Genomic DNA, 22,654 nt, shown 5'->3' on the forward strand with positions numbered 1-22,654 from the left:
CGCATCCGGCCCCACCTCGCATTGCGCCGGCACCGCTGCCGTCGCGCCCCGCCCCGCCCCGCTACGAGGCGGCGGGCGAGACCGCCGTGGTCACCGGAGCCGCGGCCTCATCGCCGACGAGGCGCTCGACCCCGTTGGGCTCGGGCGACGACAGGTAGCGCTCGAGGCTGTCGTCGAGTTCCTGCAGCCAGGGCGTGTGGTGCGCCGCCGCCATCGTGCCCGTCATGACCGACGGGTAGACCTTGTCGCGGTACGTCAGGATGTTCTCCTGCTTGTCGTGCTTCCACGCGAGGAAGATGCGCACAACCTCGTCGAGGTCGAACATCGGGTAGTCGGTCTGCTCGATGAGGTCGCGGATGTAGTCGGCCTGGAACCGCACCTGGTCGGCGGCCGACTCGAGCTTCGCGAAGCGGGCGAGCCATGCATCCATGTGCGCCCGACGCTCCTCCGCGCTCGGCAGCTCGATGTCGCCGAGGATCACGTCGCGGGCGAACCAGGCTTGCGCGTCGAACATGTTGAACGTGAACCACTGGTCCTGTGCCCCGAGGTAGAACAAGCGGTCGCTGCCTTCGCGGACGACGCCGCGGTAGAGGCCGTCCGGGTACACGTTGTTCGGCGAGGACAGCGCGAGGTCGTCACGGAGGAACGGGTAGTGGTGCAGGTAGCCCGTGCACAGCACGACGGCGTCGAAGCGGCGCTCCGCACCGTTGGTGAAGTGCACGGTGTCGCCCTCGAAGCTCGTCACGAGCGGCAGTTCCTCCATGCCGTTCGGCCAGTCGAAGCCCATGGGGGCCGTGCGGTAGCTGAACGTGACCGAGCGCGCGCCCATCTTGAACGCCTGCACGCCGATGTCTTCGGCCGAGTAGCTCGCGCCGATCAGCAGCACGTCCTTGTCGGCGAGGTCCTCCGCGCCGCGGAAGTCGTGCGCGTGGCGCAGGCTTCCCTGGAACGTCGCAATGCCGTCGAACTGGGGGACGTTCGGCGTGCTGAAGTGGCCCGTCGCGACGATGACGTGGTCGAATCGCTCGGTCTCGGTGGCCCCGGTCTTGACGTTCTCGACGGTGACCGAGAAGGTCTCGGATGCGGCGTCGTACTCGACCCACCTGGCGACGGTCGAGAACCGCACGTACTGCTTGACGTCGGATCGCTCGACCCTGCCATTGATGTAGTCCCACAGCACCTCGCGGGGCGGATACGACGAAATCGGTTTTCCGAAGTGCTCGTCAAAGGTGTACTCGGCGAATTCGAGTGCCTCCTTCGGGCCGTTCGACCACAGATTGCGATACATGCTCGAGTGCACGGGCTCTCCGTGCTGATCCACGCCCGTTCGCCAGTCGAAATTCCACTGGCCGCCCCAGTCCGCCTGTTTTTCGAAGCACACGATCTCAGGAATCGCGCGGCCGGTTCGCTTGGCCGACTCGAATGCCCGCAACTGCGCCATTCCGCTTGGTCCTGCTCCGATGATGGCGACGCGTTTCGTCACATGTTCCTCTCTGCCCCGTGGGGCCGCAGTCGGCCGCTGCGACGTGATCGTCTCCGCGGAGCACGTCTCGCCGCACGGCGATCCTTCTTCACCGGTGGGCTCCGCGCTGAGCGGCCCTCGCCTGGCGTTTGGCCGAACGGCGGGGAGTCCCCGGAGGCTCGGCAGCGTGCCGATCAGCTGCACTTCGGTCACTTTGACGGTAGCAGAGGCGTGAATTGAGTGCGTTCGTTCCAGCGCGCGGCCGTGCTCACGAGCGCTCGAAGCGTCCGCCGGGCGTTCCGCGGCAATGTTCGCGCCCGTAATGCGGCAGCCCTCTCGTAGCTCCGTTTTCGAACGCCATCGAGGGCGCAGTCGATCGATTCGCCGGTTTCACGGCCACGACAAAATCGCCATGTACAGCGTGCGCACAGGAAAGCGTCTGATCGGCGTTGGGAACGCGCACAAGGAATCGTGAGGTGAGCCTTTCCTCGGTTGCCAGAATGGGGAATCGGCGTACCGTCATTGGTACGAACGCACTGGCACAAAGGAGCACTTGATGACCACGCAGCAGACCCGCACCACGAACGACGCCGTCACGGTCGAGGCCATTCCGGCCGCCCAGGGCGACCTTTCGCGCCCGACAGCCGTCGCCAACTTCCTCGCCCCCGTCGTGCACGACCTGGTCGCCCTCGCCGTGAACGGAAAGCAGGCCCACTGGCACGTGCGCGGCGCGAACTTCATTGGGGTGCACGAGTTCCTCGATGAGGTCGTCGAGCACGCGCAAGCCGGCGCCGATGAAGTTGCTGAGCGTATCGTCGCGCTGGGCCTGCCCGTTGACGGGCGTCTCGGCACCGTCGCCGCGAAGACGAGCACGCCCGAGCTGAGCGACGGGTTCCAGAAGTCCGACGACACGGTGCGCGAGGTCGTCGCGCAGCTCGACGCCGCGCTCGCCACGCTGTACCGCGCGGTCGACGGCCTCGAAGAGGTCGACCAGGTGAGCCAAGACACCGCGATCGCGATTGCGAAGCAACTCGACAAGGACCGCTGGTTCCTCTTCTCGCACATCGCCGAGTAGCCGTCCGGACTGGACACCTGCACGGGCGCCCCCTCTGATGCAGGGAGGCGCCCGTCGTCGCGTTCCGATCCCGCGTCGGCCGTTGTATGACGGCGCATGAAAGGATGCTCGTGCTTCGAATGCGCCGAGGTGGTGCGCATTCGCGCGTCGAAAGGAGCAGTCAATGCCCGAGCCGGGGTCACCGCTCGCGAAACTCTCGTTTCTCACGATCGTGCCGTTCGACCGGGACGACCCGGCTGGAGGTATCGAGCGCGGGCTTCGCCTGTTCGAGCTCGGCGAGTCGCTCGGGTTCGACGGCGGATGGATTCGCACGCGCCACTTGCAGTACGGCGTCTCGTCGCCGGCGGCGTTCCTGTCGGCGGTGAGTCAGCACACCAGCAGGCTCGAGCTCGGCACCGCGGTGATTCCACTCGGATGGGAGAACCCGCTGCGGTTGGCCGAAGACCTCGCGACCGTCGATCTGCTCTCCGGCGGCCGTCTGCAGATCGGCGTCTCGGTTGGTACGCCGATGCACTATGGGCGTGTGAAGAACGCCCTCTACGGCGAGCTGGCCGACGAGCAGGACTTCTCGTACGCGCGCGTCGACAAATTCGTGTCGCTGCTCAGGGGTGACGCCGTGACGAGTGAGTCCGGCAAAGAGGGGGTTGTCGAGGAGTATTCGGAGCGTGTGGAACCGCACAGTGCCGGGCTCTCGGAGCGCGTGCTGTACGGTAGCGCCTCGCGTCGGTCTGCCGAATGGGCGGGAGCGCGGGGGCTCGGGCTCCTGCAAAGCAATATCACGATGGCCGAGGGAACGATGGACTTCGCTGAAGCGCAACGCGAGCAGATCGAGGCATATCGGAAAGCGGTGCCGCCGGGATCGAGTGGCCGGGTGGCAATGGGACACGTCGTGCTGCCGATCGATTCGGCGACGCCGCGGCAGCGGAAGCGTTACGAGGAGTATGTGCGCGCTCGAACACCTCGCACCGCGTCACCACAGGAATTTCCGGGCGGGCGAATGGCGTTGATCAAGCGGGATCGGCTCGGCACCGCCGAGGAAATCGTCGCCGGGCTCTACGAAGACGTCGCATTTCGGCAGGTCGACGAGTTCTTCATCGAACTGCCCTTCTCTTTTCCGCAGGCCGATACTGAGCAATTGCTGCACGACCTTGCGACGGAGGTCGGCCCGAGGCTCGGGTGGACGCCCGCGAACGCCCGGTGATGACCGCCATAAGCACGAGGAGCGCCCACTAGACAGCGGGCGCTCCTGTACGCGAGGACGCCGGCGGACGGCGTCAACGGAACTACTTGCCGTTGGCGGCTTCGTAAGCCTCGATCACCGCGTTGGGAATGCGGCCGCGGCTTGAGACCGTGTAGCCGTTCTCGCTGGCCCAGGCGCGGATGGCACCGAGGTCCCGCTTGGGGCCGGACTGGGCGGAGCGACCCGGCCCGCGGCGGCCGGACTTGCCCACGGGACGAGCGGCCTTCACGTATTTCTGCGTTGCCGCGCGGAAGAGCTTGGCATGATCGTTCGAAAGATCGATCTCGAGGTCGTTGCCGTCGATGGAGAACTGGATGGTCTCACCCTCGCCTTCGGCGAGAAGCGTGCCGTCGAGGTCGTCAACGAGCTGATACACAATCTTGCGTGCCACGGTATTCCTTTGAAATAGGGATCTGGTCTCACCATAATAGGCCGAATTGCCCCGGGGAACGCAAGTCGAGTGGGCATGTCGGCGCGGCATTCGCAGGTGCATTGGCGGGGAGCTCGCTGAGACGGAGTTCACCGATAAGCGCGTCGTGGTTCCGGCGCGAATGCGGCCAGCGGCCACCGGGAAAACGTTTCTCGGCTCCGCGACGGAGCGAGAGCATCCCGACTACTCTGGTGCAGAGCGCGGGCATCGGCGGCCCAGGAATGCGAACACCGGGAGGGGGCCGGATGCTCGGAGTCATTCAGGGCTTCACCGTCATCGGCGTCATCATCGGCGTCGGCGTGCTGCTCGGAAAGACCGGCTGGCTCGGCCCCCACGCGCCAGGCGTGCTCACCAAGCTCGCATTCTGGGTGGCGACGCCGTCGCTGTTGTTCACCGTGCTCGCCGATGCCGACCTCGCGACACTGGTTTCCGCCCAGTTCATCGTGTCGACCATCGTGATGCTCTCGATGGCGCTCCTCGTCGCGGTCATCGCCGCGGTCTTCCGCTGGGGCATCCGCGACGGGGCGGTGGCGGCGCTGTCGTCGAGTTACGTGAACGCCGGGAACCTCGGCATCCCGATCGCCGTGTACGTGCTCGGCGACGCAACGCTCGTCGTTCCCGTCATGCTCGCGCAGCTGCTCCTCATGGCACCCGTCTTCACGACCATCCTCGATGTCGCGGCGGCGCGCAGCCTCGGCACGCGGCTGCGGTGGTGGCGCATCGCGCTGCGGCCCTTTCAGAACCCCATCGTGATCGGAGCGCTGCTCGGCGCCCTCGTCAGCCTCATCGGCCTGCCCATCCCGGAGTTCGTCTTCGAGCCGCTTGCGCTCATCGGCGGCATGACGGTGCCGGCCGTGCTCCTCGCATTCGGTATCTCGATGCTCGACAACGCCGTGCCGCTGCGCGGCCCGGAGCGCGGCAGGGTCCTCATCGCGACCGTCGTCAAGATGGTGGTGCACCCGATCGTCGCGTGGCTCGTCGCCGCGTACGCGTTCGGGCTCGATGGCGCGCAACTGCTTGCCGTCGTCGTCACGGCGGCGCTCCCGACGGCCCAGAACGTGTTCACCTATGCGAGTCAGTACGGCACGGCGGTGCGTCTCGCGCGCGAGACCGTGCTCGTCACGACGGTACTCAGCGTGCCCGCGATCCTCATCGTGACGATTCTCGTACACCCGTAGGTGCCCCGCACCGTGCGAATCGGTAGCGTTACCGGCATGGATGCTTCGACGCAGGATGCCGCGGCCGAGTGGCGCGGCGAGCTTCGGTGGGTGGTCAAGGCGTCGTTCGCGGCGTACGTGCGTTCGAGCGAGGGTCGTATCGAGGTGTCGGGCGGGGCGCGCGAAGACGACGGCGAGTACGTGTTCCCCCGCGGCGTGGACGGGGTGCAGGTCGATGGCGAGCTGCCCCGCGGGATCGCGAAGTTCACGGGTGCGGTGCGCTTCATCGCGCACGGCGGCATGCTCGACGTCACGATCGCGAGCCCGGAGCTCGTATTCCAGGGCGATGTGCAGACGCTCGTCGCGGCGAATGGGGCCGGCGAGCCGATCGTCCTCGCGACGCTCGACGTCGGCGGGCCGCTCGAACGCGATGACGTGCTCGAGTGGATCGGCGTGACGCCAACGCTCACGAGCGCCGGCTCCGCCGCGTTCAACAATGTGTATCCGGCGCAGAGCGATCTCGATCCGCTGAGCTTCCAGCTCATGCGGTAGCGCGGAGACGCGCGGGGAGTTCGCTCGGTCTCGCGTCTCGGAATAGCATTCGCTGAACCGCAGCGCGGCGCCCCGTCGTGGTGAGGGGGCGCCGTCGCCACCCAGCAACCGGTAGAAGGGGCCTCCGTGAGCATCATCGACAGACTGGTCGAGCACAACGTCGAGTACGCGAAGACCTATCGCGGCGACTATCCGCTCCGGCCGTCGAAGCAGGTCGCCGTGGTCGCGTGCATGGACTCGCGACTCGACGTGTTCGCGATGCTCGGGCTGGGCCTCGGTGAGGCGCACATCATCCGGAACGCCGGCGGCGTGATCACCGACGACATGATCCGCTCGCTGACGATCTCTCAGCGCATGCTCGGCACTCGCGAGATCGTGCTGCTCCACCACACCAACTGCGGGCTCAACACCTTCACCGAAGACGAGTTCGACGACCTGCTGCTTCGGGAGACGGGGGCCCGCGCGCACTGGAAGGCCGAGTCGTTCCGCGATGTCGACCAAAGCGTGCGCGAGTCGATCCGGCGCATCACGCAAAGCCCCTTCGTGCCGTTCACCGACAACGTGCGGGGATTCGTCGTCGACGTCGAGACGGGGCTGTTGCGCGAGGTCATGCGCGACGACGCGGAGGAGTGATCGGGTTCCACGCGCCGGTGAGTGGTGCTGGCGCCGCTCGTCCGTGTCCTGTGCGTGGGCCGGCGTGTCGCGATCGTCCACAGCTGCGTTGGCCAACCGCTGGCGTGCGGTCCGTGCCTGCCACGCTGGTCTTCGGCGCCGCCGCGGCGCCGAGGAACCACGCAGTGAGGGGCGTGTCATGAGTGAGATTGCCGAGTCCGAGGCGACCAAGACCGGCCTCGTTGTCGGTGACGACGGGTTGGTGCGGCCCGCCTGGGCGGCGCGCGATCCGCTGCTGCGCGACTACTACGACACGGAGTGGGGCCTGCCCGTGCGCGATGAGCGGGGCGTGTTCGAGCGGCTGGCACTCGAGTCGTTTCAGTCAGGCCTGTCGTGGGCGACGGTCCTGCGCAAGCGGCCGGCGTTTCGTGCCGCGTTCGCCGGCTTCGAACCGGATGCCGTCGCGGCGTTCGGCCAGACCGACGTCGAGCGCTTGCTCGATGACGCCGCCATCATCCGCAACCGGGCCAAGATCGAGGCGACCATCGCCAACGCGCGGGCCACGGTCGCGCTGCGCGACGACCCCGACGAGGACGGGCTCGCGGGCATCATCTGGCGCCACCGTCCCCAGCGCACCCTCGCGCCCGCTCGCCTCGACGAGGTGCCGAGTACGTCGGCCGAGTCGGTGGCGCTCGCCCGGGAGCTCAAACGGCGGGGGTTCCGGTTCGTCGGCCCGACGACGATGTTCGCGCTCATGGAGGCGATCGGCGCCATCGACACGCACCTCGTCGGGAGTCACCGCCGGGGCAGCTCGGGCTTGTGGGACGCCACCGGCGAGTGGGTGGGGCCGTAGCGCGAGCCGACCGCGAGCGGCATGCCGGGAGAGGCCGATGGCGTGGAGGCGGGGTTCGGCGGCGGAGGAGCCGCATCTGCCACGATAGGCCGGTGACGCGCGTATCCGGACGGCTGAGATCCGCGAGCCGCGGGCGCCTCCCGAGGGCGAGTGCCATTCCAGTGGTGATCGGCGTCATCGCCGACCAGCTCGAGGGAATCGCCCGGCAGGTGCGTGTGCTCGCGTGTTCGTGGCGCGCCGCCAGGCGCTTCGTGCCTGCAAAGGCCGGGTATCCGGCCGTCGTGCCGCTCGCGGGCATCTTCGAGCGCTGGGAACACCTGCAGCCGTTGCTGTTGCACCTGAATCGCATTGGGTTCGGCGTGCACGTGGTTCCGCAGCTCAAGCGGAACTTCGACCGGGTCGACGTTCTCGCCGACGTGCTCATCGACGATCTCGATCGGCACGGGCTCCGCGACGTCGCGCTGCTCGCGCACAGCAAGGGCGGCATCACCGGCAAGGTTGCGCTGCTGCGGGACGCGCGTGCGGAACGCATCCGGCATCTCATCGCCATCGCGACGCCGTTCAAGGGCTCGCGGCTTGTGACGCTCGTGACCGGCGCGCGTGCCGCGAGCATCGCCGACCTCGGACCGTCGAGCCGGATGACCGTCAAGCTGTCGCTGCATGCGGAGGCCGATCACCGCATCACGTCGATCTTCGCGACGTTCGACGAGATGATCGCGGTCCGCACCCAGGTCGCCCTCGGACGCAACATCGAGGCGGTGCGGCTGGGTCACCATTCGGTGCTCTCGAGCCGGGAGGTGCACGAGCACGTGGCCCTCGAGCTCGCGCGTGTATACGGGTTGCCGCCGCGCCTCGAACCCGAGCACGTGCCCTGGTACGAGGTGCTGTCGGGCCGGAAGCGTGACATCGCGCGGGACTACGGCTTCGCGGTTGGCTGGCAACTGCGCAGCCTCGTTCCTGACCCCGGACGTCTACGCACGTGGCGCCGCGGCGAGTCGGGGCGCGCGCCGGTCGTGCTGCTGCCCGGCGTGCTCGAGCGGTGGCCGTTCCTGCGTCCGATGGGCGACCGGCTGCATCGCGCGGGTCACCCCGTCTACGCGGTCGAGATGCTCGGTACCAATTGGCGTGCCGCGCCCGAACAGGTGCGGCACGTGCTCGATGTCCTCGACGAGCACGGCCTGCGCGATGTCGTGCTCGTCGCCCACAGCAAGGGCGGGCTCATCGGCAAGCTCGCCATGCTCGACCAGCGTGCCACCGACCGCATCGTCGGCATGGTCACGGTCGCGACGCCGTTCAACGGGTCGCCCTACGCCAGGTATTTCCTCGACCCCGTGATTCGCGAGTTCTCGCCGCGGCATCCGGTGATTCGGGGGCTTGGTGCCGAGCTCGAGATCAACGCGAAGATCGTGTCGATTTGGCCGGCGTTCGATCAGCACATTCCCACGACCTCCCGCCTGCCGGGCGCGCGGGCCAACGTCGAGGTGCCTGGCACGGGTCACTTCCGCATCCTGTCGTCGGGCGTCGTGCTCGATGCCGTGCAGGAGCACGTACGCGGGTTCGAGCTGGGCGGCACGGCGAGCGACGGTCCGCTGTCGGGGGCGGTGAGCGCGGCTGAGAGAACAGCGGTTGACGCTGAGCGCGGCTGATCCGCTGCGGTGACGACCGGTCGTCCCCGCTCGTCGTCACCCCCCGGCTGCGGCGGCAGTCTGCGCCGCTGCGCCGGCCGCGTTCCACTCGGACCAGAGCTGCTTGAGATCCCATGCCTGCTTGGCTTGGATCGACACGCCGCGCTCGCCCGTGCGGCGGGTCGTGCCGCGGATGACGAGCAGTTTCGTGCCGAACAGCAATGGTCCCGACTTGTGCTGCGCCTCGTCGAAGAAAGTGGCGTCGGCGCATCCCGTGCCGTCGTCGACGCTGATGAACACGACCCGCTTGCCCGAGCGCATCGGCGGGGTCTGGGTGGCGACGCGAATGCCCGCGACGAGCACGTCGCTGCCGCCCCGCAGGTCGAGCAGATCGCCCGCGCGCGTGACGCCGAGCTCGTCGAGCATGGGTCGGTAGCTGTCGATGACGTGTTCGGAGAGATCGATGCCGAGGATGTCGAGCTCGTCGATGACCCGCTCGCGAGGGGCGGGCGGCGGGAGCCGCGGTTCGATGGTCCCGTGCACGTCGAACAGCATGGGCAACTGCGCCTCATCGGGCCGACGCGCGGGCGCGCGCCTGCCCGCCGAGAGCTCGCGCACGCGTGCGACGACGTCGGTGCGACTCGGGGCCGGGGGAGCCGAGGTCGCGGCGGCGCCCCTCGTGACGGTCGCGGGGCCACCTCCTCGGGGTGCGGAGATGGTCGCGAGGCCGAGGGGCTCCGGGGGGACCCCCACGACCGCGTCGAGGGCGCCGACGAGCGCGAGCCGTTCGAAGAGCCGACGCGAGGGCCTCGCCCGCTCGGCCACGTCGCCGAGCGATGTGAACGGCCGCTCGGACAAGATGCGGTCGAGCTCGGCCGCGGTCGCCCCCTGCACCTCGGTGAGCGCGAGTCGCACGCCGAGATCGCCCGGTTGCGTGGCCTGGCCCGGCGGGGTGTCGCGCACGCGCTCGACCCGGTAGTCGAGCCCCGAGCGATTGACATCGAGCGGCAGGATCGGAATGCCCATGCGCCGCGCGTCGCCGACGAGCAGCCGCTTGGGATACATGCCCGGGTCGTGCGTGAGCAGGCCGGCGAAGAACTCGGCGGGGTAGTGGGTCTTGAGCCACGCGCTCTGCCACGTTGGTAGGGCGAATGCGGCGCCGTGCGCCTTGCAGAAGCCGAACGAGCCGAACCCCTCGAGCACGCGCCAGATGCGGTCGATGTCGGCATCGCTGTAGCGGCGCCGACCGCGCTCGTCGACGTTGGCCGCGGTCTCGCGGCGGAACCGCTCCTCGATGCTCTCGCCCCGTTTCTCCATGAGGCGGCGCAGCTCGTCGGCTTCGGCGAGGTCGACGCCCATGCAGAGGTGCAGGATGCGCAGCACGTGCTCGTGGTAGATGACGACGCCGTAGGTCTCGCGCAGGAACGGCGCGAACGTGGGGTGCAGGTACTGCGGCGACGTGTAGCCGTGCTTGACGTCGAGGAACGGGCCGACCATGTTGCCCTTCATGGGGCCGGGGCGGAAGAGCGAGATATCGGCGATGAGGTCTTCGTACTCATCCGGTTGCATCTTGCCGATGAGCTCGCGCTGCCCCGGCGACTCGATCTGGAACATGCCGAGCGTGTTGGTCGTGCGGATGTGCTCGAAGGTCGCCTCGTCGTCGTGCGGGATGTCGTCGAGGACGACGCGCCCCGTCGGGGTCACGTAGGGCGCGTCGACGGGAATCCCACCGGCGAGCGCGGCTCTGGGGCCGTGGATGCGCTCGATCTCGTCACTCGCGAAGGCGAGCGCCGACTGCATGCGGACGCCGAGCACGTCGAGCTTGAGCAGCCCGAGATCGTCGATGTCGTCTTTGTCGAACTGGCTCATGGGCAGGCCGATGCCGCTCGGCTGCACGGGCGTGACCGACAGCAGCTCATCGTTGCCGAGCAGCACACCGCACGGATGCATCGAGATGTGACGGGGGAGCCGGTCGAGGCGTTCGGTGAGCTCGACAAGCAAGTCGAGCGACTCGTCATCGTGCAGCATCCCCGCGAGGGGGGCGAGCTCGGGCTTCGTTGCGATCGCCTCGCGGAACTGCCCTGCGTCGAAGCGCCACAGCTGCTTCGCTACGAGATCGATCTGTGCGTCGTCGAGGCCCAGCGCGAGCCCCGCATCGCGCACCGCGCCGCGGGCGCGGTAGCGCGACTGCATCGACAGCAGGGTGACGCGGTTGGAGCCGTACCGCTCGAAGATCGCGTGGTAGACATCGTGGCGCCTGGCCGACTCGACGTCGACGTCGATGTCGGGCAGCGTCGTGCGGGCGCGCCCGAGGAACCGCTCGAAGAGCAGGTCGTGCTCGAGGGGGTCGACGTTCGAGATGCGCAGCGCATAGTTCACGAGGCTCCCGGCTCCAGAGCCGCGCGCTTGCACACGCACTCCCATGTCGCGAATGAGGTCGGTGACGTTTGCGACGCTGAGGAAGAAGGTGGCGAATCCGAAATTGCGGATGGTCGCCAGTTCGTGGCCGAGTCGACGCAGCACGCGGTCGCGGTCGCCGCCCCGGAGACCGCTGTAGCGCTCGGTGATACCGGACTCGCAGCGCTGCAGCAACTGCTGGTCGGGGTCGCCCGCGATGCCGACCACCTCGGGCTCGGGCAGTTTCGGCTGCCGCCATCGCACATCGGCGTCAGGGTCGAGCTCAGCGCGCTCGGCGAGCTCGGCCGTGGCCGCGAGCAGCCGCTCGGCACCCGCACTGCCGAGGTCGGTGCGCCCGGCGACGAGCTCGGCGAGCGCCCGCATGAGTGGTTCTGGCTTGTGCCATGCCTGCGCGTTCGGCTGCGGCTCGAACTCGCCGAGGGGGCGCAACGTACCCGCGGCGTCGAGTACGTCGCCCGTCACCGCGTCGTCGGGTTGCAGATACCGCACCTGATTGGTGAGCACCGCCGGTACCCGGCACGCCGCCGCCAGTTCGAGCATGCGGGTGGCGTGCCGCAGACTCGCCGGGCGGCCGGGCTCGGTCAGGTGGCACACGATCTCGACCGCAACGGTACCCGGCAGCTGCTCGTGCCAGTGTCGCAGCAGGCGCTCAGCGCGCGCGCGCTCGCCGGCCGCGACCGCCAAGCCGACATCGGACGAGGGGCCGAGCAGCAGCGTGCCCACCGGAGTGTCGGTGCCGAGGAGGAACGGCGCGAAGCGTTCGCGGGCGAGCCCCGCCGTGCGGTTGACCGTGCCGGCCGCGGCCGCGCGCTCGCCGCGCCGAGACGTGTGCGCGGCCGACACGAGGCGCGAGAGCGCGGCCCATCCCGCGCCGTCGTTGTGCCCGTGCGCGAGCACGGCCACGCGGGCGCGAGTCGGCGGATCGGGCAGCGGCAGGCCGGCTGCAGCACCGCCGGCAGATGTCCCCGGAGCCCGACCAGCGCGCCCGGGGCGGCGGCGCGACGGCACGAGGGCGAGGTCGACGCCGACGATGGGGGCGATCCCGGCCGCGATGCAGGCGCGGATGTGCCGGACCGCGCCCGAGAGGCCGTCGCGGTCGGTGATCGCCGCCGCAGGCGCGCCGCTCTCGGCGGCGGCCGCCACGAGTGCTTCGGGCCAGGCCGTGCCGTGATGCGACGAAAAGGCCGATGCCACGTGCAGGTGAACGAACGCCACGGGTCTCTCCTCCCTCCAGATGGTGACGTGCTAGGCGAAGAGGCGCTGGTCGAGGTCGTCATTCCACGCCTCGGCGATCGACCACCCCCGCCGCGGGTCTCGCAGCAGGTCGAAGGTGCCGTCGGGGCCGGGGCCCGTGAGCGGCACGGCATCGACTCGCCACAGCTCGCGCTCGAGCCACCTCTCGCCGGCGGCCCTGGCCGCTCGGCCGTCACGCCACCAGGCACGCCGGCCCACCCACGGTTCCGGCGCCGATACCACGCCGTAGATCACCCCGCGCCAGGTGAAGCGCACGGGAGCCCCACTCTCGGTGAGCTCGACCTCGATCGCTTCGTCGATTTCCATGTCAGCGCCTCCACGCAGTTCGTACTCCGAAGTTCGTACTCGGAGCATCCGAACCCTTCGCCGGCCCCGAAGAGATCTTCGATGAAAGTGTACGACGGGTCGCCGACAATGTGAATGAAGGCACGAAAACCCCACGTCACCGCCACGGTCGAGCGTCCGGCACGGCGTGTCGAGCGCGCGTCATCGATCGAGGGGTCCGACGGGCGGCGCGACGCGCACGCCGTCGCCCGGGTCGTCGTCGCCCTGGCGGGTCGTCGCGGTCAGCGCTTGGGGTACATGTCGCCCGACCGTCAGCGGCCGCGGTGGGCGTTGCGTCGCGCCGTGATCTCCAGCCGGAACTGCTGCATGATGCCGTCCTCGTGGGGGTCGGTCTCGGGGAGGATGCCGCGCTCCTGCAACTGGCTGATGAGGGCCGCGCCGTCGGGCCCGTACACCCACGGAACCCCTGACGCCGACCTCGACCGGCGTGCCATGCTCCGCCCTCCGGCGAGCACCGCCTCGCTTGTCGAGAGCTGGCGGATGGCGACCGCGAGCACGTTCTCGGGATGCCGCTCGGCGAACCCGCCGTAGATCTGCTCGTCGTGCTGGCCGTCGTCGCCGACGAGCAGCCATTTCATATCGGGGAACTCCCTTGCGAGGCGCTCGAGATTCCGCACCTTATGATCGGTGCCCGAGCGGAAGAGCCGCTGCGGCGTGGGCCCCCAGTCGGTGAGCAGCAGCGGCCCGGCCGGGTAGAGATTGCGCCCGAGAAAGCGCGCAAGGGTCGGGGCGACGTTCCACGGCCCCGTCGAGAGGTAGATCGCCGGCGCCGTCGTATACCCGATCGAACGCAGGGTGCGCTCGTAGAACACGTTCATGCCCGGCGTCGGCGTGCGCGCGTGCTCGTCGAGCACGAAGGTATTCCAGGCCGCGAGGAATGGCCGGGGGAGCGCCGTCACCATGATGGTGTCGTCGACGTCCGAGATGAGGCCGACGCGCTGCTCGGGACCCACGATGAAGACGGGTGCGACCGTGACGTTGCCGTCGAAGCTCTCGAACTGCACCTCCTGCCAGCCGGGCGTGAGCGAGGCGGGCAGATTGACATCGATGACGCCGCCGCGGTCGGCCACGATCCGGTGGCGCTCGCCCGCGATGGTGACCGTCGTCGGCACGTTGCCGGCCGAGATGCGCGTGAAGCTGCGCCAGCCGCGCACGCGCCGGTCGCGTCGCCGCTGTGGCGACGAGCCGAGGCGCCGCACCGGCGGCGCCATCTGCACGCGCGCGAGCACGCGAACCCACTCCGTCGTGCCGTAGCCCGTGTACGGCTCGGCGATCGTCAGGTAGCCCCGGCGACGCACCGACGCGACACGGATGTGCCGTACTCGGTCCTCGATGATCGACGCGTTCCGGATCAGGTCGCGAATCGGAGGGAATCGTACGACGAGCGATCCCAGGAGCTCACGAAGGCTGCGGAAAGGCACTCGACCATCCTGACAGACGCGGAAACGCTGAGGTGTCACCCGGCACGAGGATTCAGCCCTCACTCACGAGCGGGGCGAGGAGGTGCGGCCCATTGCTGCGCACGTCGCCGACCGCCCGATCGACGGGGTAGAGCGTCGTGCGCGCGGCGACCTCTGCGCCGTGCTCCGCGATCGCGGCGACGAGCCCGTTGTCGCCCGTCACGGCAGGATCGAGCCACTCGTCCATGCGCTCGCGGTCGAGAAAGACGGGCATGCGGTGGTGGACGTTCGCGAGCTCGCCGGTCGCCTCGCGCGTGAGGATCGACGCACTCAGCAGCCACGGCGCTTCCGCACTATCGGCCGTCGCTGCTGGATCGCGCCACCATTCGTACAGCGCGGCCATGAGCAGGTCACCATCCCGGCGGAAAATGAAATGTGGTTGTTTGACCTTGTCGGGGCCGGTGTGCCATTCGTAGTATCCGCTCGCGGGAACAACGGCGCGGCGCCTTGCGACCGCTGTTCGGAACGTCGGTTTCGCGGCCGCGGTTTCGCTGCGGGCATTGAAGGCGCGAATGCCGACGGAGGCATCGTTCGCCCACGGCGGCACGAGGCCCCACTTCGCGGCCGCGAGCCGACGCACGCGCGCGGCGGGTGTCCCGGCCTCGCCTGCCGCGCCCTCGTCGGCGGACGTGGATGCTCGACCGGCCGAATCGACAATGATCGGAATGCTCGTGGTTGGGGCGATGTTCCACGACGGGGGTGGAAGATCTTCACCGGCCTCGTCGATGCCGTAATCTGCGATCAGGTCGGCTGACGCCCGGGCCACGACGAATCTTCCGCACATGGCTCGAGTGTATTCCCGAGCGGTGAATTGAGCGGTCGACCAAGACTTGTCAGCGAATTCGCTGTGGTCGTGACCTTATATTCGAGCCGGGCTTATCCCGCCAAGGGCTCAGTTGCCCACATGGAGAGAATCACCGAGCGGCGTTCGCTTTTCGAACTCGGCGAATGCACGCATGCGAGCGGCTGATCCCTCACACGCACGACCACGTCGAGGTGCGCGCTGTCCGTGCGCAGCTCACCCAACGCGAGCAAGTTAGGACACCCGTGTCACTTCGCACCGAACCCGTCCGCGCGCGCAGCTCGGCTCGTATCCGGGCGCTGATCGACGCCACGGCGGAGGTCGTGCACCGTGTCGGCATTGAACGCGTGACGACGAATCTCATCGCGGAAGAGGCCGGCTGCTCCATCGGGACGCTCTATCGGTACTTCCCCGACCGCGTCGCCGTGCTCCGCGCCCTCGCCCTGCAGCACGCCTCGACCTTGCACGACGACGCACAACGAGAGATCTCGCGGGTGTCGCCCGACGAAGCCGGACTGAAGCGGGCGACCGTCGCGCTTGCGCGCACCTTCGTCGACCGCTACCGCGGAACGCCCGGCTGGGCGGCGATCGGCTTCGGGCACGCCCTCGATCTCCCGATCACGGTGGCCGAGCAGAACCTCGTGTCGCCGCCGCTCCGCGGCAAGCGGACGCCGCGCCAGCAGATTTCGCGCGATGTCGCACTGCGCTTCAGCGGCGACGACGCGCAGCTCGACGCGCTGACGGTCGATCTCGAAGTCGCGCTGACGATAATCCACGCGCTCGTCGACCGCGCGTTCACCTCCTCACCGGAGGGCGACGCAGCCCAGCTCGAGACGGCGGACCTCGTCTTCGGCCAAATCGCCGAACACGTCGTCGGCGCGCACCGCGACCGCCGGCGCAAACTCGCGGCGTAGCGATACCGGACCGGTCGCGACCGCGCGCTCAATCGCCGCCGGAGCGTGCGTCGGCGCCCGGCACGGCGCCGGCGGTGCCAGAGCCCGGGCCGTCGGAAGCGTCGCGCGCGTCGGCCCCATCGCGGGCGGTCTCGGCGCGGTGCACATGCCGGCCGAGGAGGGTCTTGACGAGCCAGGCGATGAGCAGGAAGGCGACGATGATGCCGACGAACACGTACGCGGCGCCGTGCAGTCGGCCGGTGAGCTCGCTGTAGCTCGCCGATGCGGCCGCCGCGACGGACACGTACGCCGATGCCCAGATCAGACACGCGGGCAGCGTCCACAGCATGAACGTGCGGTAGCGCATGCCGCTCATGCCGGCCACCAGTGGGACGGTCGAATGCAGCACCGGTAGGAACCGTGAGAGGAAGATGCCGACACCGCCGCGTCGCTTGAGGTAGCGCTGCGCGGCCGCGATGCGCTTTGGCCCGAGCTTGCGGCCGAGCCACGACGTGCGGATGCGCGGGCCGAACCAGCGGCCGATTCCGAAGCCGACGCTCTCGCCGGCCAGTGCTCCGACGACGACGACGACGATCATCGTGATCCACTCGACCGGCCCCTGAATGCCGGTCGACGCAATGATGACGACCGTGTCGCCCGGAACGAGGAGCCCGAGCAGCACACTCGTTTCGAGCATGATGGCCACGCCCGCGATGACGACGCGGAGCACGGGATCCATGTCGCGCACGACGCCGAGCAACGTCGAGAGCACGTCGTCAAGCATCCCTGCATCTTAGGGATGCGGTGGTGGGGACTGACTCCGAGTCCGGTCCTCGTCGCCTGACCGGCGGCTGCTCTCCGGAAGAGCCGAATTTACTTCTACATGACGTAGAAGAATTTCGATCAGGTGTAGAACCGGGCGTACACTGGACACGTGACGAATGCTGCTGCCCCCCGACTCGGCGACCTCGAGCGCGCCGTCATGGACGCGCTCTGGGATTCCGACGCGCCCCGCACCGCCTATGAACTGCAGGCCGAGCTCGACCGCGGCCTCGCTTCGACGACCGTCCTCACCGTGCTCGGGCGGCTCGAGCGCAAGGGCTTCGTGACCGTCGACCGCGGCTCGCGCCCGCACCATTACCAGCCCGTGTCGTCGCGTGCCGAGCACATGGCCGAGCTCATGCACGACGTGCTGCGCGGCGGGAGCACCGACCGACAGGCCGTGCTGGAGCGTTTCGTCAATGGCGTGAGCGACACCGACGCCGACGTGCTGCGCAAGCTGCTCACACGCGGCGACTGAGCCCGCGCCGCCCGGCCCTGTTCGACTGACACGACCCCCGGGTGCACCGCATAGGCTCGGCGACTCATGCTCATTCACGCGCTCACCCTGCTGGTGCTCGCGGTGCTGCTCGCGTGGCCCGTGCCCAGGCTGCTCGCGCGCGCCGCCTGGCCGGCTCGCTCGCCCGGCGTCGCGCTGCTGCTGTGGCAGGCGATCGCCGTCGCCGGCGGACTGTCGATGATCGGCGCGCCGCTCTGCCTGGGGCTCGCGCCCTACGGCGACTCGCTGCCCGAGGCTCTCTACGCCGGCACCACGGCCGGGTTGACGGCGACCCCCGTCGTGCTGCCGATCTGGTCGTTCCTGGGGCTGATCGTCGCGGCAGCGATGGCCGGCTACCTGCTCGCCCACCTGGCCACCACCATCGTGCGCGTCTCGGCACAGCGGCGACGTCACTGGCAGCTGCTTCGCCTCCTCTCGCAGCCGCACCCGAGTCGCGACCGAACGCGTGTCATCGATGACGACCGCGCCGTCGCGTACTGCCTGCCCCACGGGGCAGGCAGTCTCACCGTGCTCTCGCGCGGGCTGCTCGACGAACTGCCCGAGAATGAGCTCGCCGCCGTCATCGCGCATGAGGCAGCGCACCTGTGGCAGCGGCACGACATCGTGCTCGTCGCATTCCGGGCGTGGCATCAGGCATTGCCCTGGTTCCCCGTCGCCGCGCTCGCCGAACAGCGCGTCGCCGTGCTCATCGAGATGCTGGCCGACGACCGGGCGCGCGCCGCCGTCGGCGACGGTCCCACCGCGCGCGCGATCATCACGGTCGCCGAGCTCGGGCACCTGCCGGGCGACGAAGCCGCCGGCTCGACGGGGCCGGTCGGGGCGCTTGGCAGCGGGGCCGTATCGCCGGATTCCTCGGGTCGGGGCCGGGAAGACCGTCCCGTCGGCAACGATGGGTGCGACGACGCCGGCGATGGCATCGAGGGGTCCAGCAACGCGGATGTTGACCTCTCGCAGAGCGCCGCCGTGCTCCACGAGCGCGTCGCGCGAATCGCGGCGCCTCGCCCCCTGGGGCTTCCTGCCCGCCTGCTCGCGGTGGCGACCGCGGTCGCGCTCGTCACGGTGCCGACGCTCCAACTCATCCTGCCCGCGTGACCTCACCGAGCAGCCCGCCCGCGCTCCCCGCGCCGGCGCCACGTCGTCGCACAGCCCGCCTCGGCTCCGGGTGCGCGCGGCGCGCTGCGCGCGAGTACCCTGGCCAAGTTGACGACGAGACTTCCGAAGGCTGAGGGGCAGTGACCAAGAACCGAACGGACGACGCCCACGACTACGACTTCCGCGCGCTGCAGGAGAAGTGGGCGCCGGTGTGGCAAGAGCTTGGGCTTTTCGACTCCAGCAAGGACGGTGACAACCGCCCCCGCAAGTACGTGCTCGACATGTTCCCGTACCCGTCGGGTGACCTGCACATGGGTCACGCCGAGCAGTACGCCCTGGGCGACGCGGCCGCGCGCTACTGGCGCCACCAGGGCTTCAACGTGCTCCACCCCATCGGATGGGACTCGTTCGGCCTGCCTGCCGAGAACGCCGCGATCAAGAACGGCGGCGACCCCCGCGACTGGACCTACGCCAACATCGCCCAGCAGCGCGAGAGCATGCAGCGGTACGGCGTCAGCTTCGACTGGAAGCGCGTGCTGCACACGTCTGACCCCGAGTACTACCGCTGGAACCAGTGGCTCTTCGTGCAGATGTACAAGAAGGGGCTCGCGTACCGAAAGTACAGCGACGTCAACTGGTGCCCGCAGGACCAGACGGTGCTCGCGAACGAGCAGGTCGTTGACGGACTCTGCGAGCGCTGCGGCGCCGAGGTCACGAAGAAGAAGCTCAACCAGTGGTACTTCAAGATCACCGACTACGCCGACCGCCTGCTCGACGACCTCAAGCAGCTCGAGGGGCACTGGCCGGCGAAGGTGCTGGCGATGCAGCGCAACTGGATCGGCCGGTCGCTCGGCGCCGACGTCGACTTCGAGATCGAGGATCGCGACGAGAAGGTGACGGTGTTCACGACGCGGCCCGACACGCTTTACGGCGCGACGTTCATGGTCGTCGCGCCCGACAGCGAGCTCGCGGCGGAGCTCGTCGCGAACGCGAGCGAGGAGACGCGCGAGACGTTCCGGCGCTACCTCGATGACGTGCACTCCCTCGGCGCGATCGAGCGGCAGTCGGCCGAGCGCCCGAAGACGGGACTCTTCCTCGAGCGCTACGCGATCAATCCCCTGAGCGGCGAGCGGCTTCCCGTCTGGGCCGCCGACTACGTGCTCGCCGACTACGGTCACGGCGCCATCATGGCCGTGCCGGCGCATGACCAGCGCGACCTCGACTTCGCGCGGACCTTCGACCTGCCCGTTCGCGTGGTCGTCGACACGACGCAGCCCATCACCGGCGCAATCCCGATCATCACCGAGGACACGGAGCTGCCAGAGCTCGATGACCTCAACCCGGCCGTCACGGGCGAGGCGCTCACGGGCGATGGGCGCCTGTGCAACTCCGGGCCGCTCAACGGCCTCTCGAAGCGCAACGCGATCTCGCGGGCGATCGAGATCCTCGGCGATCGCGGCACGGGCCGCCCCGCCAAGAACTTCCGGCTCCGCGACTGGCTCATCTCGCGTCAGCGGTACTGGGGCACGCCCATCCCGATCCTCCACGGCGAGAACGGCGAAGAGGTGGCCGTGCCCGAAGACCAGCTGCCCGTGGTGCTGCCGGATGCCGAGGGTCTCGACCTGCGACCGAAGGGTTCTTCGCCGCTCGGTGGCGCCGAGGAATGGATGCGGGCGGAGCATCCCGTCACCGGCGCGCCGATGCGACGCGATGCCGACACGATGGACACGTTCGTCGACTCGTCGTGGTACTTTCTGCGATTCCTCTCCCCGAACGACGACACGCGCGCGTTCGATCCGGCTGAGGCGGAGAAATGGGCGCCGGTCGACCAGTACATCGGCGGCGTCGAGCACGCGATCCTGCACCTGCTGTACGCGCGGTTCATCACGAAGGTGCTCTACGACCTCGGGTTCATCACGTTCTCCGAGCCGTTCAGCGCCCTGCTCAATCAGGGCATGGTGATCATGGACGGCGCGAAGATGTCGAAGTCAAAGGGCAACGTCGTCAAGCTCTCCGATGAGCTCGACACATACGGCGTCGACGCGGTGCGCCTGACCATGCTGTTCGCGTCGCCGCCGGAGGACGACGTCGACTGGGCCGACGTGTCGGTCGCCGGGTCGGCGAAGTTCCTGGCCCGCGCGTGGCGCGTGGCGAACGACGTGACGAGCGACCCGGACGTCGACACGGCCCGCGGCGACCTCGCGACCCGGCGGGCCGTGCACCGCTTCCTCGACGAGATCGGCCCGCTCGCCTCGTCGTTCAAGTACAACGTGATCATCGCGCGTCTCATGGAGCTCACGAACGTCACGCGCAAGGCCATCGACTCGGGCCCGGGCCCCGCCGACCCCGCCGTGCGCGAGGCGGCGGAGGCGATCGCCGTCGTGCTCGACCTGTTCGCCCCGTACACGGCCGAGGACATGTGGGTGAAGCTCGGTCACGAGCCGGGCGTCGCGCTCGTGAGATGGCCGAAGGCCGTGTCGTCGCTGACGCAGGAGGACGAGATCACGGCCGTCGTGCAGATCAACGGCAAGGTGCGGGCCCGGCTCGAGGTATCGCCGCGCATCGGCGAGGCCGAGCTCGAGAGACTTGCGTTCGAGGCGCCACCGGTCAAGCGCGCGCTGGAGGGGAAAACGATCGCCAAGGTGATCGTCCGGGCGCCGAAGATCGTGAACATCGCGGTCAAGGGGTAGTCGCCGCGGGTCCGCGGCGGCGGTACTCCGGAGTCCCCGGCGAGCCGTCGCCCTAGTCCCGGCCGAGTTCCGGCTCCGTGTCCTGGATGCTCCGGAGCCGGTACTTCTCGCGCTGCCCGTAGGCGACCTGGCGCACGGAGGCTTCGGATTCGAAGCTCGACCCCACCGCGCCGGCGAGCACACCCATGGTGGAGAATCCCCAAGCCAGCCCGAGATAGCTGGTGAAGCTTGGCGGCCGGAGCAGGGTTTCCTCGAGGAGCGCCTCCGGCACGAGGAACCAGGCGATCGCGAAGTTCATCACGAACAGGCCCGCGTAGAGGGCGGCCACGCCGATCGAGAGCGTCACGAGGGTGGCGGCGTTGTAGAGGCCCACCAGCCGGTGGGATCGGCGCTCGCGCTCACTGACCCGCTCCCACAGCCCGTGGCGGAAGATGAGCCACGACACGAGGATCGTCATCGCCAGCAGGCTGGCGAACACGCGCCGGTCTGGGGTGAGCATGTCGCCGATCTGCCAGATCGTCGTCGAGGAGAGGCCGAAGGCGCTCGTCGCGAGCGCCGCCGCCATGGCGCTCGACAGGCCGAACACCACGTTCCAGGGCCGGTTGGCCCGCACCATGCCGACCACGAGCAGCGGCCAGGCGATCGCCGGATGCTTGGTGTAGCGCACGCCGTTCTCGCCGGCATCGTCGACGCTGGCCATCGCGATCTGATTCTCCGCCGCATCGGCGATCCCGCGATCGCCGAGCAGTTCGCCGAGCATCCGCGCGGCGACGCGCTTCAGCCGGCGCTGCATGAGCGGCCCGAGCGCCGGCATCGAGATGACGGCGACGCCCCGGCCCGTGTCGCGCTGCGCGATCACGGGGCGGCTCCTGAGCAGGAGCGGCAGGTCGGTCACGCAGAGCGCGTATCGCCAGCCGCGCGCGATGCGGATCTCGTCGACGACCTCCATGAGCTCGTCGATGTTGTCGGCCTGCGCGGACCGCGGGTCGGTCGCGACCTCGACGTCCCAGCGCTCGCCCGTGTGCTCGTCGAGCCAGTCGGCGAGCCCGAGCGTGAGGTGCTCGCCCGCTTCGGTCGGCGAAACCGGATCGAGGATGATGCCGACGCTCGGCGCGTCCGACTCGGCGCTCTCGGGCGGGGCAGGTTCCCGCGAGCGTCGATCCGCTACCGATTCGTGTGACGCGTCCCGCGGAGCGGAGCCGTCACCCCGCCTGCGAGGCGCCGCTGGCCCGGAGAGGTCTGCAGATGACTCCATGTGGGTACATTCGCACGACAACCGTGGCGGAGGCTCAGCACCCGGCGTCGTCGCCGGTTGCGTGTGGAGCACGCCGCGCGCGGCCACTGTCCACAGCCGG

Annotated in this window: 19 protein-coding genes; 11 read left to right on the forward strand and 8 right to left on the reverse strand. The window is 69.1% G+C overall.

The features are described 5' to 3' along the window. Positions 1-61: 61 nt before the first annotated feature. Positions 62-1,483 carry an NAD(P)-binding domain-containing protein gene (locus tag F8O04_RS14110; protein WP_225735099.1) on the reverse strand — a complete coding sequence of 474 codons (1,422 nt, stop codon included), beginning with the start codon at positions 1,481-1,483 and terminating at the stop codon, positions 62-64. A 535-nt stretch (positions 1,484-2,018) separates the two neighbouring features. Between F8O04_RS14110 and F8O04_RS14115 the strand changes: the two genes are divergently transcribed. Together F8O04_RS14115 and F8O04_RS14120 are read left to right on the forward strand one after the other, a co-directional pair. Continuing rightward, a complete protein-coding gene (locus F8O04_RS14115; RefSeq protein ID WP_158030026.1) occupies positions 2,019-2,537 on the forward strand; it encodes a Dps family protein in 519 nt (172 codons plus the stop codon). Between the two features lie 163 nt (positions 2,538-2,700). Beyond that, positions 2,701-3,738 (forward strand): LLM class flavin-dependent oxidoreductase, encoded by a 1,038-nt coding sequence (locus F8O04_RS14120; protein ID WP_158030027.1) that lies wholly within the window; start codon positions 2,701-2,703, stop codon positions 3,736-3,738. Between the two features lie 82 nt (positions 3,739-3,820). Here the strand turns inward: F8O04_RS14120 and F8O04_RS14125 are convergent, their stop codons facing one another. Then, on the reverse strand, positions 3,821-4,168 hold the full coding sequence (locus tag F8O04_RS14125) for a histone-like nucleoid-structuring protein Lsr2 (RefSeq protein ID WP_158030028.1): 348 nt from the start codon (positions 4,166-4,168) through the stop codon (positions 3,821-3,823). Between the two features lie 284 nt (positions 4,169-4,452). Here F8O04_RS14125 and F8O04_RS14130 point away from each other — a divergent pair, with 284 nt between their 5' ends. From F8O04_RS14130 to F8O04_RS14910, 5 genes are all read left to right on the forward strand, one after another. After that, positions 4,453-5,385 (forward strand): AEC family transporter, encoded by a 933-nt coding sequence (locus tag F8O04_RS14130; RefSeq protein WP_158030029.1) that lies wholly within the window; start codon positions 4,453-4,455, stop codon positions 5,383-5,385. 36 nt (positions 5,386-5,421) lie between these two features. Next, positions 5,422-5,916, forward strand: a complete 495-nt coding sequence (locus F8O04_RS14135) for an HtaA domain-containing protein (RefSeq protein ID WP_158030030.1) — start codon at positions 5,422-5,424, stop codon at positions 5,914-5,916. Between the two features lie 126 nt (positions 5,917-6,042). Beyond that, a complete protein-coding gene (locus F8O04_RS14140) occupies positions 6,043-6,549 on the forward strand; it encodes a beta-class carbonic anhydrase (RefSeq protein ID WP_158030031.1) in 507 nt (168 codons plus the stop codon). Between the two features lie 178 nt (positions 6,550-6,727). After that, positions 6,728-7,381 carry a DNA-3-methyladenine glycosylase I gene (locus F8O04_RS14145; protein WP_158030032.1) on the forward strand — a complete coding sequence of 218 codons (654 nt, stop codon included), beginning with the start codon at positions 6,728-6,730 and terminating at the stop codon, positions 7,379-7,381. A 164-nt stretch (positions 7,382-7,545) separates the two neighbouring features. Then, positions 7,546-9,027: an esterase/lipase family protein gene (locus tag F8O04_RS14910; protein ID WP_188726494.1), complete on the forward strand. Its 1,482-nt coding sequence runs from the start codon at positions 7,546-7,548 to the stop codon at positions 9,025-9,027. 36 nt (positions 9,028-9,063) lie between these two features. Here F8O04_RS14910 and F8O04_RS14155 read toward each other — a convergent pair whose 3' ends face one another. From F8O04_RS14155 to F8O04_RS14170, 4 genes are all read right to left on the reverse strand, one after another. Then, complete coding sequence (locus tag F8O04_RS14155; protein WP_158030033.1) at positions 9,064-12,639, reverse strand: DNA polymerase III subunit alpha; 3,576 nt, start codon at positions 12,637-12,639, stop codon at positions 9,064-9,066. A 30-nt stretch (positions 12,640-12,669) separates the two neighbouring features. Then, positions 12,670-12,984: a DUF6504 family protein gene (locus tag F8O04_RS14160; RefSeq protein ID WP_158030034.1), complete on the reverse strand. Its 315-nt coding sequence runs from the start codon at positions 12,982-12,984 to the stop codon at positions 12,670-12,672. 290 nt (positions 12,985-13,274) lie between these two features. Then, a complete protein-coding gene (locus F8O04_RS14165; RefSeq protein WP_308420215.1) occupies positions 13,275-14,444 on the reverse strand; it encodes an App1 family protein in 1,170 nt (389 codons plus the stop codon). A gap of 52 nt (positions 14,445-14,496) precedes the next feature. After that, positions 14,497-15,267, reverse strand: coding sequence for an SOS response-associated peptidase (locus F8O04_RS14170; protein WP_158030035.1), 771 nt, complete (start codon positions 15,265-15,267; stop codon positions 14,497-14,499). Between the two features lie 263 nt (positions 15,268-15,530). Between F8O04_RS14170 and F8O04_RS14175 the strand changes: the two genes are divergently transcribed. Beyond that, positions 15,531-16,199 carry a TetR/AcrR family transcriptional regulator gene (locus F8O04_RS14175; protein ID WP_188726493.1) on the forward strand — a complete coding sequence of 223 codons (669 nt, stop codon included), beginning with the start codon at positions 15,531-15,533 and terminating at the stop codon, positions 16,197-16,199. A gap of 28 nt (positions 16,200-16,227) precedes the next feature. On the opposite strand, the gene F8O04_RS14180 is transcribed toward F8O04_RS14175, so the two are convergent. Then, complete coding sequence (locus F8O04_RS14180; RefSeq protein WP_158030037.1) at positions 16,228-16,962, reverse strand: DedA family protein; 735 nt, start codon at positions 16,960-16,962, stop codon at positions 16,228-16,230. A gap of 150 nt (positions 16,963-17,112) precedes the next feature. Between F8O04_RS14180 and F8O04_RS14185 the strand changes: the two genes are divergently transcribed. The 3 genes from F8O04_RS14185 (at position 17,113) to leuS (ending at position 21,299) form a co-directional block, all read left to right on the forward strand. After that, positions 17,113-17,478 carry a BlaI/MecI/CopY family transcriptional regulator gene (locus F8O04_RS14185; RefSeq protein WP_225735101.1) on the forward strand — a complete coding sequence of 122 codons (366 nt, stop codon included), beginning with the start codon at positions 17,113-17,115 and terminating at the stop codon, positions 17,476-17,478. A 66-nt stretch (positions 17,479-17,544) separates the two neighbouring features. Beyond that, on the forward strand, positions 17,545-18,609 hold the full coding sequence (locus tag F8O04_RS14190) for a M56 family metallopeptidase (RefSeq protein WP_158030038.1): 1,065 nt from the start codon (positions 17,545-17,547) through the stop codon (positions 18,607-18,609). Positions 18,610-18,749: 140 nt separating this feature from the next. Beyond that, positions 18,750-21,299, forward strand: coding sequence for a leucine--tRNA ligase (gene leuS / locus F8O04_RS14195; protein WP_158030039.1), 2,550 nt, complete (start codon positions 18,750-18,752; stop codon positions 21,297-21,299). Positions 21,300-21,351: 52 nt separating this feature from the next. Here the strand turns inward: leuS and F8O04_RS14200 are convergent, their stop codons facing one another. Continuing rightward, the gene (locus F8O04_RS14200; protein WP_225735102.1) at positions 21,352-22,554 is read right to left on the reverse strand and encodes a hypothetical protein; all 1,203 of its coding nucleotides are present in this window, start codon (positions 22,552-22,554) and stop codon (positions 21,352-21,354) included. Positions 22,555-22,654 lie beyond the last annotated feature (100 nt).

The organism is Pseudoclavibacter endophyticus, from assembly GCF_008831085.1.
Lineage (GTDB): Bacteria > Actinomycetota > Actinomycetes > Actinomycetales > Microbacteriaceae > Pseudoclavibacter > Pseudoclavibacter endophyticus.

Bases quoted from the DNA above. Each gene is read 5' to 3' on its own strand.
- F8O04_RS14120 (WP_158030027.1), top strand. From the start codon at position 2,701: ATGCCCGAGCCGGGGTCACCGCTCGCGAAACTCTCGTTTCTCACGATC.
- F8O04_RS14190 (WP_158030038.1), top strand. From the start codon at position 17,545: ATGCTCATTCACGCGCTCACCCTGCTGGTGCTCGCGGTGCTGCTCGCG.
- F8O04_RS14115 (WP_158030026.1), top strand. From the start codon at position 2,019: ATGACCACGCAGCAGACCCGCACCACGAACGACGCCGTCACGGTCGAG.
- F8O04_RS14180 (WP_158030037.1), bottom strand. From the start codon at position 16,962: ATGCTTGACGACGTGCTCTCGACGTTGCTCGGCGTCGTGCGCGACATG.
- F8O04_RS14145 (WP_158030032.1), top strand. From the start codon at position 6,728: ATGAGTGAGATTGCCGAGTCCGAGGCGACCAAGACCGGCCTCGTTGTC.
- F8O04_RS14160 (WP_158030034.1), bottom strand. From the start codon at position 12,984: ATGGAAATCGACGAAGCGATCGAGGTCGAGCTCACCGAGAGTGGGGCT.
- F8O04_RS14170 (WP_158030035.1), bottom strand. From the start codon at position 15,267: ATGTGCGGAAGATTCGTCGTGGCCCGGGCGTCAGCCGACCTGATCGCA.
- F8O04_RS14130 (WP_158030029.1), top strand. From the start codon at position 4,453: ATGCTCGGAGTCATTCAGGGCTTCACCGTCATCGGCGTCATCATCGGC.
- F8O04_RS14135 (WP_158030030.1), top strand. From the start codon at position 5,422: ATGGATGCTTCGACGCAGGATGCCGCGGCCGAGTGGCGCGGCGAGCTT.
- F8O04_RS14200 (WP_225735102.1), bottom strand. From the start codon at position 22,554: ATGGAGTCATCTGCAGACCTCTCCGGGCCAGCGGCGCCTCGCAGGCGG.